The 16309-nt window shown below is 54.4% G+C and carries 10 protein-coding genes and 2 tRNA genes; 8 read left to right on the forward strand and 4 right to left on the reverse strand.

The window, feature by feature from the left end:
* Position 1: 1 nt before the first annotated feature.
* The 4 genes from dapD (at position 2) to CJD38_RS05815 (ending at position 5213) form a co-directional block, all read left to right on the forward strand.
* Complete coding sequence (gene dapD, locus CJD38_RS05800) at positions 2 to 823, forward strand: 2,3,4,5-tetrahydropyridine-2,6-dicarboxylate N-succinyltransferase (protein WP_107939364.1); 822 nt, start codon at positions 2 to 4, stop codon at positions 821 to 823.
* 100 nt (positions 824 to 923) lie between these two features.
* Positions 924 to 3008: an LTA synthase family protein gene (locus tag CJD38_RS05805; RefSeq protein WP_107939365.1), complete on the forward strand. Its 2085-nt coding sequence runs from the start codon at positions 924 to 926 to the stop codon at positions 3006 to 3008.
* 58 nt (positions 3009 to 3066) lie between these two features.
* A complete protein-coding gene (gene dapE / locus CJD38_RS05810) occupies positions 3067 to 4200 on the forward strand; it encodes a succinyl-diaminopimelate desuccinylase (protein ID WP_107939366.1) in 1134 nt (377 codons plus the stop codon).
* Positions 4197 to 5213 (forward strand): YheT family hydrolase, encoded by a 1017-nt coding sequence (locus tag CJD38_RS05815; RefSeq protein WP_107939367.1) that lies wholly within the window; start codon positions 4197 to 4199, stop codon positions 5211 to 5213. Before dapE ends, CJD38_RS05815 begins: the two co-directional genes overlap by 4 nt.
* Before the next feature lie 70 nt (positions 5214 to 5283).
* Here CJD38_RS05815 and CJD38_RS05820 read toward each other — a convergent pair whose 3' ends face one another.
* The 3 genes from CJD38_RS05820 to CJD38_RS05830 all read right to left on the reverse strand — a co-directional run bounded on the left by CJD38_RS05820 (position 5284) and on the right by CJD38_RS05830 (position 7494).
* A complete protein-coding gene (locus tag CJD38_RS05820) occupies positions 5284 to 6075 on the reverse strand; it encodes an SDR family oxidoreductase (RefSeq protein WP_107939368.1) in 792 nt (263 codons plus the stop codon).
* A 99-nt stretch (positions 6076 to 6174) separates the two neighbouring features.
* Entirely contained in the window at positions 6175 to 7188 is a 1014-nt protein-coding gene (locus CJD38_RS05825) for a class I fructose-bisphosphate aldolase (RefSeq protein WP_107939369.1), read from the reverse strand.
* A 218-nt stretch (positions 7189 to 7406) separates the two neighbouring features.
* A tRNA-Ser gene (locus CJD38_RS05830) sits at positions 7407 to 7494 on the reverse strand.
* A 76-nt stretch (positions 7495 to 7570) separates the two neighbouring features.
* On the opposite strand from CJD38_RS05830, the gene CJD38_RS05835 reads away from it, so the two are divergent.
* From CJD38_RS05835 to lon, 4 genes are all read left to right on the forward strand, one after another.
* A tRNA-Thr gene (locus CJD38_RS05835) sits at positions 7571 to 7646 on the forward strand.
* 118 nt (positions 7647 to 7764) lie between these two features.
* On the forward strand, positions 7765 to 11391 hold the full coding sequence (locus CJD38_RS05840; RefSeq protein ID WP_107939370.1) for a DUF748 domain-containing protein: 3627 nt from the start codon (positions 7765 to 7767) through the stop codon (positions 11389 to 11391).
* 100 nt (positions 11392 to 11491) lie between these two features.
* Complete coding sequence (locus tag CJD38_RS05845; RefSeq protein ID WP_107939371.1) at positions 11492 to 12814, forward strand: dihydroorotase; 1323 nt, start codon at positions 11492 to 11494, stop codon at positions 12812 to 12814.
* Positions 12815 to 13035: 221 nt separating this feature from the next.
* On the forward strand, positions 13036 to 15369 hold the full coding sequence (gene lon / locus CJD38_RS05850; RefSeq protein ID WP_240783539.1) for an endopeptidase La: 2334 nt from the start codon (positions 13036 to 13038) through the stop codon (positions 15367 to 15369).
* A gap of 74 nt (positions 15370 to 15443) precedes the next feature.
* Here lon and CJD38_RS05855 read toward each other — a convergent pair whose 3' ends face one another.
* Entirely contained in the window at positions 15444 to 16283 is an 840-nt protein-coding gene (locus CJD38_RS05855; protein WP_107939373.1) for a class I SAM-dependent methyltransferase, read from the reverse strand.
* Positions 16284 to 16309 lie beyond the last annotated feature (26 nt).

Here is a 16309-nt window from a genome sequence, read left to right on the forward strand (position 1 = left end):
AATGAATAAAGACGAACTCCAGAAAATCATCGAATCTGCCTGGGAACAGCGCGACACGCTCGACAAGTGCAATGCCACTCTGCGCAGCGCAGTAGATAAAACCATTTGTCTTCTGGACAAAGGCGAAGTTCGCGTTGCCGAGCCTACCGCCGACGGCTGGAAGGTCAACGAGTGGCTAAAGAAAGCCGTACTGCTCTACTTCCGCCTGCATAACAATGCACCGGTGGAAATGGGCCGCTTGCATGGCTATGACAAAGTACCTTTGAAGTTTGCTGATTGGTCCGAAGCGGACTTCGTTGCACAAGGCGCACGCATCGTGCCGCCTGCTGCTGCACGCAAAGGTTCATTCATCGCACCGAACGCAATCTTGATGCCGTCCTACGTCAACATCGGCGCCTATGTCGGCTCCGGCACCATGGTGGATACCTGGGCTACGGTTGGTTCCTGCGCACAGATTGGTTCTAACGTGCATCTCTCAGGCGGCGTCGGCATCGGCGGCGTTCTGGAACCTCTACAGGCCAGCCCAACAATTATCGAAGACGACTGCTTTATCGGCGCTCGCTCAGAAGTCGTTGAAGGCGTCATCGTTGAAAAAGGCGCAGTGCTTTCGATGGGCGTTTTCATCGGCCAAAGCACGCCGATTTACGATCGCGAAACCGGCGAAATCAGCTATGGCCGCGTACCTGCTGGCGCTGTTGTGGTCGCGGGCTCACTGCCTAAAGATGGCGGCAGGTACAACCTTACCTGCGCCGTTATCGTGAAGCGCGTAGACGCTAAAACCCGCGCTAAAGTTGGCATCAACGCTTTGTTGCGCGATCTGTAACTCGCAAAGATTCAGATACCGTAGGTTCGTCGATGGGCTTCGCAATGCGAAGCCCATCGATTTTTAGCAAAAAGAATACTGCGTCTCAATCAGCCGCCTTATGGACAATATGATTCAATCCCGCGCGTTTAATCGATCCTTGATTCTCTGGGGACTGCTGGGAATAACCTTACTGCTGTTCCGCGTTTGGGATTGGTACGCATACGTGCGTCCTGAGCATCTGCCCGCAATTCACGTCAAACACGCCTTCATCACCGGATTTCGCTTCGACTTAAAAATTGCATCGTTTCTCGCGATGCCAGTCTTGCTTTGCGAACTATTTTTATTGGGACTGAAAAATTTTCCCAAGCCGCAAAAATATCTTCACCAATTGATTTCGATCTGGGGCGCAGTCGTCATTATCACGACCGTGCTTCTCGCCCTGATCAATCATTTCTATATCGGCTACTACCAGTCTCCGATCAACGTCATTATTTTTGGCTTGGCGGACTACGACAGCTTCGCCGTGCTGACGTCGGTTTGGCAGGACTACCCGATCATCAAATTGCTGGCTGCCGTATTAGTCCTTAACTGGATTCTGTACAAAATCTGGAATGTCATCAGCAAACAAGCAGACGCTCTGATTGCGCACCGCGGCCGTTTGGTCAGTGTCATCGCTTGCTTCGCAACGCTTCTGCTGTTCGTGGGATTTGCTCGTGGCAGTCTTGGTACTTTTCCGCTGCGCCAAAGTGAAGTTGCCGTAAGTCCGTTCGAACAGATCAATCAGATCGTTCCGAATGGTCCATGGGCAATGCGCATTGCAATCCATGATCGTGAGAGCGATCAGATTGATAAAGATCCTATGGTGGGATTGCGCGCGCTCGGCTTTCACTCTCCGGCTGAAGCGGCAAAAGCCTATGGCCTGACAGCTTCGGACGAGAGCGAAATTTTAAAGGCGCTTTACCTAAGAACTCCGCTAAATGCCGAGTTGGCAAACGCCCGCCCTAATGTGATCTTTGCTCAGATGGAATCCTGGGGTCGTTATGCGATGGACTTTGATAGTCCGAGCAACGATTTGCTCGGCCGCCTGCGCGCGCACACCAAGAAAGATTATTTATTTAAAAATCTGCTCTCGGCTCAAAACGGCACTGGCGCGACCTACGAGGCCATCTTATTTAACTCGCCCGTTACCCCGCTCGCTCTGGGACGCAATGGTTTGACGCAGTTGCAGACCTCGGCTGCGCTGCCGTACAAAAATGCTGGCTATCACGTTATCTTTCTGACCTCGGGCAAACGCAGTTGGCGCAGTGTGAATCGCGTTTTGATTCAGCAAGGGTTTGATGAAGTTCTCGATATGAACGACATCATTACGCACTTCCCACAGGCTGCACGTGAGATCGGTGCTTGGGGCGTGCCAGACGCCTATATGTTCCAGTTCGCAAACATCCTGCTCAAAAAAGCGGAGGCGACAGGCAAGCCGCTGTTCATCTACATGAACACGCAAACCAACCACCCTCCTTATGTCGTTCCCAAAACCTATTCGCTTTATCCGATCAATCTGGCGGCATTCGGAAACAAGTTGAACGAGGACACGGAGACTAGTCTCAGCATTCTGCAAACCTATCAATACGCCAACGACGCATTGGGCGGATTTATGGATGCGCTGTATGCAGATGGCCTCGCAGAAAAAACCTTGGTCGCTGCAAGCGGCGATCACTACACACGCAATTTGTTTAAGTTCACCGGCGATGTGCAGATGCATTACACCTATGGCGTGCCACTTTTCCTGCACATTCCTCAACGCCTGCGCCCGACGCATGTGGTCGATATGGAGCGACACGCGAGCCATCGCGATATCTTTTCGACTCTGTATCAACACTCGCTGTCTGATGCCTGCTACTTCTCTGCGGGACAAAATCTGCTGTCACCAACCTTGGATCCTGTCGGCGTATCGCTGAGTGAATATCGCCATATGATCAGCGAGGATGGTGCGGTGCAGGATATTACTCATCCTCTTTACCTGCGCTGGACGGCAGACGGAAAGGCTTTTGAGCCCTATCCTGAAAACACCGTGCCAGAGCGCATGAAAGCGCAGGTACTGCGAGAAAAAGCGTATGTTGCACTGTTAGACTGGAACATCCGCAGCGAGTTGCTTCAGCCAAGTACCAGCATGCGTTGTGAGAAATCAGTGCATCAACAGCCCTGAATTTCCAGCGTGCCCTTGCACTAACTCAATGGCCATCTAAAGAAGTTTAAATGTTGCTATGACCACCTCATCACCGACACTGGATCTCACCCGCGAACTCATTTCGCGCCGCTCGCTCACGCCAGACGATGCTGGCTGCTGCGATTTGATCGGCGAACGTTTGAGCAAACTCGGCTTCAAGCTGGAGTGGATTAACTCCGAAGGTGTTATCAATCTTTGGGCCACTCTCGGTAGCGGTGCGCCGCTGATGATTTTGGCTGGCCATACCGATGTCGTACCGACTGGCCCGTTGGATCAGTGGAACAGCGATCCATTCACGCCTGAGATTCGCGACGGCATTCTCTACGGCCGCGGTGCTGCCGATATGAAGAGCGGCCTCGCCGCGATGGTTTGTGCAGTTGAACGTTTTGTAAAAGCGCGCGGCAAATTCAAGGGCACGATTGCGTTCCTGATCACCAGCGATGAAGAAGGCGTTGCCCTCTTCGGCACGCGTTACGTTGTCGAGCAACTCAAAGCACGCGGCGTGAAGCCGGACTACGCTATCGTCGGCGAGGCGTCCAGCAATGAACAACTCGGCGATCGCATCGTTATCGGTCGTCGCGGTTCGCTCAATGGCATCCTCAAGGTGTTGGGAAAGCAAGGTCACGTTGCGTATCCGCACAAGGTTGAGAATCCGATTCATCGCTTCGCGCCTGCCCTCGCAGAGTTAGTCGCGACGCAGTGGGATACAGGCAACGCGCACTTTCCGCCGACTTCATTTCAGGTCTCCAACATTCACTCAGGCACTGGAGCGAATAATGTCGTGCCCGGCGAATGCCAAGTCGTGTTCAACTTCCGCTTCTGCACAGAGTCGACCGCCGCATCATTGCGGGAACGTGTTGAGGCAATTTTGAAGAAGCACACGCTGCGCTATGAATTGGATTGGCAGCTTTCGGGCGAGCCGTTCCTGACGCGACAGGGCCAATTGATTGAAGCTGCAGCAAAGGCGTCGCAGGAAATCTCCGGTGTTAAGCCCGAGCTGTTCACCGGCGGCGGAACTTCTGATGCGCGCTTCATTTCACCTTGGGGCGCAGAAGTTGTTGAGATCGGCCCGATCAACGACAGCATCCATAAGCTCAATGAGCACGTAAAAGTGGCAGACCTTGATCGTCTCTCGACGATCTACGAACGCACACTCGAACAGCTCCTGTGAAACCGACCGACCCACAAGACAAAAACCCAGAACCCGGCGACGGTTTCGCACCTTCTTGGCTTGTGAGTCACAGTCAGATTCAGTCGATCCTCGCGACCAAAGGTCCGCGTCGTCGCCTCTGGCTAAAGCGCGGCAATCAGATGGAAGCGGTACAGACGCGGCAGATTTTGGAATGCCGCGATGGCGTCAAACTCACCGGCGTGCATTCACGTCAACCTGAAGGCACTACGCCGCGTGGGCTTGTCGTATTGATTCATGGTTGGGAAGGCTCGCACGAGTCGGTTTATCTCTACTCGATGTCTTGCGCGTTGTATCAAGCGGGCTACAACATCTTCCGTCTCAACCTGCGTGATCACGCAGGAACACACGCACTCAACCGCGAGATGTTTCACTCCGCACGTTTTGGCGAAGTGCTGGAAGCCATCACTGCTGTGAAGGCGCTCGACGCCACGCAGCCGATGTATGTAATTGGATTTTCCCTCGGCGGAAACTTTGCACTGCGCGTTGCGTTACAAGGCCCCGCTCAGGGCATTACACCGAAGCTGACGATTGGCATTTCACCATCCATCAATCCCGCTGCGACTGTGCGCGCCATTGATACGGGCCCTGCCCTGTTCCGACTTTATTTTCTTGATAAATGGCTGAAGACGCTGCGCGCCAAGAAAAATGCGTGGCCGGACTACGATTTCAGCGCCTTCGAAAAAATCAAAAGCATGTGGGAATCCACACGCCATTTTGCTGAGCACTACACTGAATACGGCGATATGCAGCGTTACTTCGACGCTTACACCATCACGCCGCAGATGCTGATCGACTCACCGGCTCCGGTCGCCGTCATTACCGCGCAAGACGATGCGGTGATTCCGTTTGAAGATTTCGCGGGCCTTGCGCCACGCGGCTCAGTTAAAGCCTTCATCGCCACGGAACGTGGCGGCCACTGCGGCTTTATCGAAAACTTGAAGATGGGCAGCTGGGCTGAGAAGCGCGTGTTGGAACTTCTCGCTCAGCACTGATGTAGGGTGCGCCGTGCGCACCAATGTCGAAAATTTGCTGAAACTTTCGGTGCGCACAGCGCACCCTACGTTACTTAGTAATGTTGGCGCGCTTGATGGCGTACGAGAACAAGCCAGGGAAAAAGCGCTTAAGGTGAACCAGCTTGGCTTCTGCCCCAATGATGGTTTCTTCCACATTACTCTCTACCGCACGCCAGATTCTCTCAGCGCAGTCTGAAGCCAGCATGCCTTTTTGAATCGTGGCATCCATGATGCCGTGGGAACCACCGGTTCCATTTAGCGCATTGACTGAAACCTGCGTCTGCACAAAACCGGGGCACACCAACGTGAACTTGATGCCCTGACGCCACAGCTCTGCACGAGCCGCTTCGGTAAAACCCGCCAACGCATGTTTGGCCGCGGCGTAGCCAGAACGTAGCGGCGCGCCAAATTTGCTGACGACGCTACCGACCATCACAACATGTCCGCCGCCTTTAGCGATCATCGATGGCAACGTCGCCTTGCTCAACGCAACCGGCGCAAAGAAGTCGAGTTCCATGATGCGGCGATAGACTTCTAAATCCGTATCCATCGTCATGCTGCGCTGTGACCAACCCGCGTTGTTCACCAGCACATCGATATCGCCGAAGAAAATGCGCGCCTTGGCGGCGGCTTCGCTAGGACTGAAATTCGTCAAATCCAAAGGCAGCAACGCGACCTTCGCGGGATCAGCACACAAGGCCTGTACACGCGCCAGTTCATCCGCGCGTCGCGCACTCAACACCAGCTTGGCGCCACGCTTGGAAGCGATGATTGCCAACGCCTCGCCAATACCGCTGGAAGCGCCAGTAATCCAAACCACTTTGCCAGTGAGCTGCGTCATGCTTATCCCCGAAGAATTATTGGGTGCGATCTTGCCACGTGCAGATATGAAAAAACCGCTCGCAGCAGAGCTGGGAGCGGTTTTTTTGAAACTTGAAACTTAAGCTTTTTCGAGCGAAGCGTCCCACTTACCCAGAGCAGCCAGGCCATTCATCTTGGCGCGGTGCAGGTGAGCCTTCTTGCCGGCTTCAACATTGGTGCCGCCCCAAGCTTTGAGTGCAGCAGCCTGCAGTGCGCGGCCGTAGGAGAACGTCAGGTTCCAAGGCAGGTTGCCGGCCTTGTTCATAGCGTCGAGGTGAGCGGTAGCGTCGATGTCCGACTGGCCGCCCGAGAGGAAGGCGATGCCAGGAACGGCCGACGGCACGCAGCGCTTCAACACGCGCAGGGTGCGCTCTGCAACTTCAGCGTGACCAGCCTGCGTTGGGCACTTCTTGCCAGAAACAATCATGTTCGGCTTGAGCACGATGCCTTCGAGCAGAACGTTCTGGAAATACAGTTCCTGGAAAACTTCTTTCAGGATCCAGGTGGTGACGTCTTCGTTCTTCTGGGCGGTGTTGTCGCCGTCCATCAGCACTTCTGGTTCAACGATAGGAACGATGCCGGCGTCTTGGCACAGCGCTGCGTAACGAGCCAGTGCATGAGCGTTGGTGTGGATAGCAGAGTGCGAAGGTGCGCCATTACCGATGGTGATGACTGCGCGCCACTTGGCAAAACGAGCACCGGCTTCGCGGTACTTGGCCAGACGTTCAGCAAGACCATCGAGGCCTTCAGTAATGGTTTCTTCCGGAGCGCCGCCGAACAGAGGCTTCACGCCCTTGTCGACTTTGATGCCCGGGATCACGCCCTTGGATTCCAGCAGCTTGCTGAACGGCGTGCCGTCGAGGCCTTTCTGGAACAGGGTTTCTTCAAACAAGATCACGCCGCTGGTGTGCTGCTCGAAGCCAGGGGTGTTGAACAGCATGTCGCGATAAGTCTGACGGTTGGCTTCAACGTTCTCGACTTTAATGCTGTCAAAACGCTTACCAATGGTGCCGGTGCTTTCGTCAGCAGCTAGGAGACCCTTACCCGGGGCGACCATGGCGACAGCCGTGGCATTCAGTAACTTCTCATTCATGACAAAAAAACTCCGCAGTCGTCGGCTTAAGCCGGTGAGTGGAAACGTATTTAAAACAATTATAAGTCCCGCGAATCAGGCGATGCCCCGCCCGCTTGCAGTAGAAATATGGCGAAGAAAGAGGAGCTCCCTAAGGGCCGGCCACTGCTGTGGCTACGCTCATTCCCAGCTAATTTCTAAAACGCCAAAGCTGACATTGAGTCAGCTTTGGCTTTATTTGGCGGAGAAGGAGGGATTCGAACCCCCGGTGCCTTACGACACAGCGGTTTTCAAGACCGCCGCAATAGACCACTCTGCCACCTCTCCAAGGGGGCGAATTATACCTATGTGCGTTAAAAAATATTGTCCTTAATCGCATCAAACCTCTATAATTTGCGCCCTTGCCGGGATAGCTCAGTCGGTAGAGCGACTGATTCGTAATCAGTAGGTCGGAGGTTCGATTCCTCTTTTCGGCACCAGTTACAAATAAAGGCTTGCGTCTAATCACGCAGGCCTTTCGTGTTTTTGAAGCGCACAGCGCTTTTGCCACAATGGACTGCCTCCTATCATGGGAGCTCAAACTCGAGTGCTAGCCACATGGATTCTCTGATCTCCCGCCTCAAGAACTGGTTTGGAACCGGCAAAGACTGGGCAACGTCCCCAAAAGGACGGCGTACCGGCTGGATCAGCGTCGTGGTCATCGTGGTTTTTGGCATTGGCGCATGGCTTGGGGTGCCCCCATTAATTCGCAGCGTAGCCACCCATCAGGCCAGCGAATGGCTGGAACGTCCGGTCACTCTTGGCAAGATCAGCTTCAACCCCTACCGCCTGAAACTGAACATCGAGCAACTCCATATAGGAGAACGCGGCGGCGTTCAGCCCTTTGTGGATGTCGGCCAGATCACCGTCAACCTGTCGTGGAGCTCGCTTTTCCGCGGCGCAGCTATCGTTGATTCGCTGACGGTTGTGCGCCCAGACATTCATATTGCGCGCACGGCGGAGCAGCGCTTCAACTTCACCGATCTGATCGAAAAAGCCAACAAAGAACCCGAGTCAGAAAGCCCAACGCGCTTTGCCTTGCACAACATTACGATTGTTGACGGCAATATCGCTTTCGACGATCAAGTGCTGCATTCAAAGCACAGCATCGAGAAATTGCAGCTCGGCATTCCTTTTATTGCCAACCTGCCCTCCGCGACCAAGATTGATGTGCAGCCGCTTTTGCAGATGGTGGTGGATGGCAGTCCGTTTAATCTCAGCGGCAAGACCAAACCCTTCGCCGAAACGCACGAGTCCATCGTTGATATCAAACTCGATCAACTCGACCTGACGCGTTATCTGGCCTATGTGCCGGTGCAATTGCCGGTAAAAATTCCGCAGGGATTTTTGTCCAGCAACCTGCAAGTGCATTTCGTCAGCGCCCAGCCGCAGGTAATGATCAGCCTGAGCGGCGATGTATCGATCGATAAGTTAAAGGTGTTGGATCGCAAAGATGCTCCACTGCTTGATCTGAAACACGCGGCCGCGAAGCTGGCTGACGTACAGCCACTGCGCAATATCGTCCACCTCAAGAATCTGAGCTTCGATGGCCTGACGACCTATGCCGCGCTGAACCGCGACGGCAGCACCAATTTCGATGCGCTGAGTTCGCCGTCGGCGAAACCCAAAGCAACCGCTAAGGCCGAGAAGAAAACAGCGCCGTTCGACTTGGTACTTGAATCCGCCAGCCTCGACAACGGCGTGGTGCAATTCACTGATCGTCGCAATGCAAAACCAATTCCATTAACGATCGACGCTATTCGTTTCAAACTGCAGAACCTGCACACCTTAGGCAAAACCGCAGCCACTGCCTCGCTAGACCTGCGCTTGGCCGATGGCAACTTGGCAGTTCAAAGCAAAGTAGTGCCATCGGCACAGCAAGCAACGGCCAGCGTCACGCTCAATCAGATTAACCTCGCCGCGCTGCAACCGTTTATTCAGCAGCAATTGGATGCCGTACTGAAATCCGGCAGCTTGAACGCCAAAGCGCAGCTGCAAGTGGATATGGCTGCCAGCCCACAAAAAATATTGGTGCAGCCTGCCAGCGCCAGCATCGACAACTTTGAACTTCGCACAAGCAAGGGCAACGAAACGCCATTGCGTTGGCAGCATTTGCAGATCGGCCTGGATCAACTCGACGTCACCAATCAGAAAGCAACGCTCTCAGAAATCAGTGCAGATGGCCTCAATCTATTGGCACGCCGCGAAGCCAACGGCAGCATCAATCTGAACAAACTGCTGCGCACGCAGGCCGCGACAAAATCAGCCGCCGCCAAGCCCGCCCAAAAATCAGAGAAACAATGGCAAGTCACGATCAGCAAGATCGCACTCAATAAAGCTGGCCTGCGTTTTCAAGACAACACCACGGCAAGCCCCGTCAAAGTCGACATCACGCCGCTCAATCTCACACTGCAAAATGTCTCTAGCGATCTGGCTCAAACCGCAAAGCTTTCTTTGGATGGCCAACTGCCGCGTAAAGGACGTTTTCAAGTCACAGGTGATGTTGCCCCATCTCCGCTTAAAGCTGATTTAAAAATCGAAACGCAACAGCTCGACGTTGCCGCATTTGGTGCGTACGTCGAAAAACTCAACGCCACCATCGCCAGTGCCGCACTCAGCACACGCGGACGACTCAAGCTTTCCAAGAACACTAGCGATCAGCTGCAAGTACGGTTCCAAGGCAATGCAACGCTCGGCAAGGTTCGTGTTCTGGACAAGCTTACGGATGATGATTTCGTCAACTGGAATAGCTTTAGCGCAACAGGCATCAAGGTTGCTCTGGATGGCGATAAGCCGGCTTCTTTCCACGTCGATGCGTTAGCGCTGAGCGACTTCTTTGCTCGCATTATCATGTCGTCCACCGGCAAATTGAATTTGCAGGACATCATGGCCACAGATGCACAGGCTGCACCGACATCGCTCACGCGAGAGAACGTCGCAGCGCCTGCGCCAGCACCCGTTGCGGCAACCACGCCCAACACGACAGAACAAACTCCTGCAGCAAATATCTCGCTCGGCCAGATCACGCTTCAAGGCGGCAAGGTTCTGTACACGGACAACTTCATCAAACCCAATTACACCGCAACCATCAGCAGCATCGCGGGCAAGGTCGGCGCCTTTGGCACGCAGAGCACAAAACCTGCCGATGTTCTCTTGCAAGGACAGTTTGATCACAACGCGCCACTGACCATCAGCGGCAATATCAATCCGCTGGCACCGATGGCTGTTGTCGATATCACCACAAAAGCCACCAGCGTTGAGCTAACGGATCTCACCTCTTACTCAACCAAATATGCAGGCTATCCGCTCACAAAGGGCAAGCTCTCATTTGATGTCCACTATCAGTTGGACCAAGGCAAGCTGGTGGCAGACAACCACATTTATATTGATCAACTGACCTTTGGTGACCGCATCGATGGCCCAGATGCGACAAAGCTTCCAATACAACTCGCGGTTTCCTTACTCAAGGATTCCAACGGCGTGATTGACCTACGCGTGCCTGTGAGTGGTTCGGTGACCGATCCTGACTTCAGTCTCGGCGGCGTTATCTTCCGCGCCTTCATCAATCTGATTACCAAAGCTGCGCTATCACCGTTTAGTTTGCTGTCGTCTGCCTTCGGTGGCGGCGATGCGCTGAGCTACATCGTGTTCAATCCGGGCTCAGCAACTCTGACGCCAGAGGCAGAAACACATCTGACGTCGCTGGCCAAAGCGCTGACTGATCGCCCCGCCCTGCGTCTGGACATCATCGGTCGAACCGATCCAGAACTCGACAAGCCCGGCTTGCGTGAAGCAATGGTGGCTCAGCGCGTGAAGCGTCAGATGATTCGCGATGTCGTCGGCAAAGGCGACAGCGTCGACACCAGCAAACTGCAAGTGCCGCCAGAGTCATATAACAAGTATTTGGAGTTGGCTTACAAAGCTGAGAGCTTCACCAAGCCAAAGAATTTCATCGGCATTGCAAAATCGCTGCCGCCGGCTGAAATGAAAAAGCTGATTCTTACCAATATGCCGGTCACCGACCAAGACTTGCGTGGTCTGGCCGAAAAACGCGCTGAAGCGGTTCGTCAGCAGCTATCGAGCAAAGTCGATGGCAGCCGTCTATTCGTTGTCGCCCCTAAGCTGGATGCCACCGGCATCGACGACAAAGGCAAGACGACGCGCGTTGATTTTTCTTTGAAATAAACGGGCTGCAATAGACCACGCGCTCAACGGATACCAGAACCCCGTTGAGCGCTGCGTTGGCTGCTAATATATCGCTTAGTTCCGCCAACCGAGCGCTGCCATGCTGATCGTCAATGCCAAAATCATCAACGAAGGTCACGAGATTGAGGGCGATGTCCTCATCTTGAATGGCCGCATCGCCAAAATTGGCAAAAATCTAAGTGCGCCAGCGGGCGTCACGACATTTGATGCCAAAGGCCGCTGGTTGCTCCCCGGCATCATTGATGACCAGGTTCACTTCCGCGAACCGGGCCTGACGCATAAGGGCAATCTCGCGACCGAATCTGCAGCAGCCGTTGCAGGCGGCGTGACGAGTTACTTCGACATGCCCAATAACAATCCGACCATCACCACGCGTGAACGTCTGGCGGAAAAGTATGCGAACACGACGGGCCGCAGCTTTGCCAACTACGCCTTCTACTTTGGCGGCGCTAACGACAACCTCGAAGAAGTCGCACGCCTTGAGAAGAACGAAGCCTGCGCAGTCAAAGTGTTCATGGGCGCATCGACCGGCAATATGCTGGTCGACAATCCAGCAACGCTCAACGGCATCTTCTCCAAGTCCAAGCTGATGGTGGTCACGCACTGCGAAGACACGCCAATGATCAAGGCGAACGAAGACGCAGCGCGCGAAAAATATGGCGACGATGTGCCTTGGAAACAGCATCCGCTGATTCGCTCGGCTGAGGCTTGCTACAAGTCCACCGAACTCGCTGTTGGCTTGGCGAAGAAGCACAACGCTCGCCTTCACGTGTTGCATCTGACGACCGCGCGCGAACTAGATTTCTTTACGCCCGGTCCGGTCAAAGGCAAGAAGATCACGGTTGAAGCCTGCGTCCATCACCTTTATATGAATGACAGCTGGTACAACACCCACGGCGCGCTGGTGAAGTGCAACCCAGCAATTAAGACGGAAGAAGATCGTCTCGCGCTGGTCAATGCGGTGCGCGAAGATCGCATCGACGTCATCGCCACTGACCACGCCCCACACACTTGGGATGAAAAGGCGCAGAAATACTTCAAGGCGCCATCAGGCCTTCCGCTGGTTCAGCACTTCCTGCTGATGCTGCTGGATATGGTTCATCGCGGCGAGTTGAACCTGCGCACCGTCGTCAACAAAACCAGCCATGCGGTGGCCGATCATTTCGGCATCACTGACCGCGGTTATATCCGTGAAGGCTACTGGGCCGACCTCGTACTGGTCGACCACAACGCCACCACCACCGTGCGTAAACAGGACGTTCTGTACCACGTCGGCTGGTCGCCATTGGAGGGCAAGACCTTCCCAGCCCGCATTGACGCTACTTGGGTCAACGGCGAGCTGGCCTACCACCAAGGCAAGGTCAATCCGCGCCCGTTGGGTCAACGCATCAATTTCAGCTAAGAAATAAGGCCCTCTTTAGCTCCCAAAGAGGATTTTTCGGCCAAAAACGCTCATTTTTTGGCTAAATCTGCCGATATCTTGAATTAAATGCGGATAGTCCCCAAGTAAGGGGAATCCTGCATTATGCTGGCAACACTTATAACTCCGGAGCGCCCGTGGAAACTCTGAACGATCGGCAAGCCCCCGTACTACCTTTACGCGATGTTGTGGTTTTTCCACACATGGCGATCCCTCTCTTTGTGGGCCGCGAAAAGTCGATCAAAGCACTGTCTGCTGCCATGCAGGACGACAAGCGCATTCTTCTGCTCGCCCAGCGCACTGCGGATGCGGATGATCCTGTCGGCAAAGATCTTTACGAAGTCGGCACCCTCGCCAGCATCTTGCAGATGCTCAAACTCCCAGACGGCACCGTCAAAGTGCTGGTGGAAGGCGTGCGTCGCGCTCGCGTCATTAGTCTTGATGAAAGCGGCGACTACCTCACTGCCGAATGCCACCCACTTCCGGAAGACGCTGGCGGCATCACTGACAACAAAGAAACCGACGCGCTGGCGCGTTCGGTGCTGAGTCAGTTTGAGCAGTACGCCAAGCTCAACAAGAAAATTCCTGCCGAGTTGCTGCCGTCACTGACGAGCATGGACTCACCGGGCCGCTTGGCCGACACCATCTCTGCGCACTTGTCGCTGAAATTGGAAGACAAGCAGAACGTGCTGGAACTGGATAACGCCCAGACTCGTCTTGAGCATGTAATGAAAATGCTCGAAGGCGAAATTGATGTGATGCAGATCGAGAAAAAGATCCGCGGTCGCGTCAAACAGCAGATGGAAAAGAATCAGCGCGAGTACTACCTCAACGAGCAGATCAAGGCGATCCAGAAAGAGCTCGGCGAGAACGAAGATGGTCCTAGCGAGCAGGAAGAATTGGCTGCGAAGATTGAAAAATCTGGCATGCCGAAAGAAGCTAAGAACAAAGCACGCGCCGAGTTCAACAAGCTGAAGATGATGCCTGCGATGTCGGCCGAAGCCACCGTCGTGCGCAACTATCTCGACGTGCTAACGCAGGTGCCTTGGAAGAAACACACCAAGACGCACATTGATCTGAAGGCTTGCCAAGATAAACTGGATGCTGATCACTACGGCCTTGAGAAAATCAAAGAGCGCATTGTTGAACATCTCGCGGTGCAATCACGCGTGAAGAAATTGCGCGGCCCGATTCTCTGCCTCGTCGGCCCTCCTGGCGTGGGTAAGACTTCGCTGGGTCGTTCGATTGCGGAATCAGTGAATCGCAAATTCGTTCGCATGTCGCTCGGCGGCGTGCGTGATGAAGCTGAGATTCGCGGTCACCGTCGTACTTACATCGGCTCCATGCCCGGCAAGATCGTTCAGAGCTTGAGCAAAGTTGGCGTCAAAAACCCGCTGTTCCTGCTTGATGAAATCGACAAGATGAGCACGGATTTCCGTGGCGATCCTTCGTCGGCGTTGCTGGAGGTTTTGGATCCAGAACAGAACAGCACATTTAACGATCACTATCTGGAAGTCGATTTCGACTTGTCTGATGTGATGTTCATTGCAACGGCCAACACGCTCAACATTCCGGGCCCGCTGCTCGATCGTATGGAAGTGATCCGCATCCCCGGCTACACCGAGGATGAGAAGCTCAACATCGCCAAGCAGTACCTGATCCCTAAACAGGTGAAGGCCAACGGCTTGAATGTGGATGAGTTGGAGATCAACGACAAAGCGATTCTCGCCGCCATCCGCCACTACACACGTGAAGCTGGCGTGCGTAGCCTTGAGCGTTTGATGAGCAAGATTGCACGTAAGGTTGTGAAGCAATTGCTGCTCAAGCCAGACGATAAGAAGGTCAAAGTCACTGAAAAGAATCTCGAGAAATATCTCGGCGTTCAGCAGTTCCGCTTTGGTCGCGCTGAAGACAAGAACCAAGTGGGTCAGGTCACCGGCTTGGCGTGGACAGAAGTGGGCGGCGAACTGCTGACCATCGAAGCTGCGCTGGCTCCGGGCAAAGGCAAGATGACGCAGACGGGTTCGCTCGGCAACGTCATGCAGGAATCGATTCAGGCCGCGCTCACCGTCGTGCGTTCACGCGCAACGTCGCTGGGCATTGATCCGAAGTTCTACGAGACCAACGACATCCATGTGCACGTACCGGAAGGCGCGACGCCGAAAGATGGTCCGTCGGCTGGTGTCGCTATGTGCGTCGCGCTGGTATCAGCACTCACCAACATTCCGGTGCGTGCAGACGTCGCGATGACCGGCGAAATCACGCTGCGTGGCGAAGTGTTGCCTATCGGCGGACTCAAGGAAAAGTTGCTCGCTGCTCAACGCGGCGGCATCCAGACCGTGATGATCCCGCACGAGAACGTGAAGGATCTTGCAGACATTCCGGACAACGTGAAGAGCAAGCTCAACATCGAACCGGTACGCTGGATTGATGATGCGCTGAAGATTGCTCTGGAACGTGCGCCGGAAGCGAAGCCCGTTGCTGAAGCTACTCCAGCTGCTGCACCCGCAGTGCCTGAAGTGCCTCGCGCTCACTAAGAGCTATCTGTCATCCCGAAACGTAGTGAGGGATGACAAGACACACTAGGGGGCGGCTGATTGAATCAGCCGCCCTATTTTTTTGTCTGCCTCACCGCCACAACACCATCTCCATTCATCTCGGTGGCAAACCCCGCCTTCTGCAAACGCGTAGCCACTTCCGTCGGCAGATCGCGCCTGCTGGTGAGTTTGTTTGGCGCGCCGGTGTAATGAAACATGCGCCCTTTCGGTTTGATCACTCGCGCAAGCTGATCGTAAAAAGCTTGCGAGTACAGCTCGCCTGCAATACCAAAGCGCGGTGGATCGTGAAGGATGGCATCGACCGATGCATCGGGCAGCTTGGCGATGTGCTCAGTCACATCACCATTGGTCAGCGTCAATGCGTTGTCCGCTTCATGATCCGGCGACCATGAATTGAGGCTGCGCAGCCAGATCACATCCAGATTTTTCTCAAACGAAATGATTTGTGCAGCATCGCCACTCAAGCAACACGCTGCGAAATAGCCAAGACCACCACAAGTATCCAGCACCACTTTGCCGCGTGGCTGAATCAAGCCAACCTTGCGTTCGGCATCCGCGTAGGGCGAAACCTGCGCCGTCGGTAACATCTTGATGCCATCAATTTCGAAAGTCGGCGCGCCCCATTCGGTAGGCACCAACTTGATCAGCGAATTGCTGAAACGCGAGATCGACTCAAAACTCTCACCATCCCAGCAATAGATCGTGCGGTCTTTGCAGGTATCCAAAAACGGAAACTGCGTGCCATTCCACGTCCATGCCGATGAAGTCACTTCAACAGTCGTCGTGGAACGGCCAAGGTCTAGCGAGCATTCAACAACAGCGCCGGCCGCTCTCACTGCCAGCAGCGATTCGTGCACGGCTAAGGTCAATAGTGGGCCCTTGTACTTGCTCATTTCTCGTGGGTTCTGTGCCGAGGATC

This window comes from Stenotrophobium rhamnosiphilum (genome assembly GCF_003052265.1).
In the GTDB taxonomy this organism is placed as follows: Bacteria; Pseudomonadota; Gammaproteobacteria; order Nevskiales; family Nevskiaceae; genus Stenotrophobium; species Stenotrophobium rhamnosiphilum.

What these genes read in the sequence shown, in the direction of transcription:
- CJD38_RS05820 (WP_107939368.1), bottom strand. Translation starts at nt 6,075, where the DNA reads ATGACGCAGCTCACTGGCAAAGTGGTTTGGATTACTGGCGCTTCCAGC.
- dapE (WP_107939366.1), top strand. Translation starts at nt 3,067, where the DNA reads ATGACCACCTCATCACCGACACTGGATCTCACCCGCGAACTCATTTCG.
- CJD38_RS05845 (WP_107939371.1), top strand. Translation starts at nt 11,492, where the DNA reads ATGCTGATCGTCAATGCCAAAATCATCAACGAAGGTCACGAGATTGAG.
- CJD38_RS05840 (WP_107939370.1), top strand. Translation starts at nt 7,765, where the DNA reads ATGGATTCTCTGATCTCCCGCCTCAAGAACTGGTTTGGAACCGGCAAA.
- CJD38_RS05855 (WP_107939373.1), bottom strand. Translation starts at nt 16,283, where the DNA reads ATGAGCAAGTACAAGGGCCCACTATTGACCTTAGCCGTGCACGAATCG.
- CJD38_RS05825 (WP_107939369.1), bottom strand. Translation starts at nt 7,188, where the DNA reads ATGAATGAGAAGTTACTGAATGCCACGGCTGTCGCCATGGTCGCCCCG.
- dapD (WP_107939364.1), top strand. Translation starts at nt 2, where the DNA reads ATGAATAAAGACGAACTCCAGAAAATCATCGAATCTGCCTGGGAACAG.
- lon (WP_240783539.1), top strand. Translation starts at nt 13,036, where the DNA reads ATGGCGATCCCTCTCTTTGTGGGCCGCGAAAAGTCGATCAAAGCACTG.
- CJD38_RS05805 (WP_107939365.1), top strand. Translation starts at nt 924, where the DNA reads ATGGACAATATGATTCAATCCCGCGCGTTTAATCGATCCTTGATTCTC.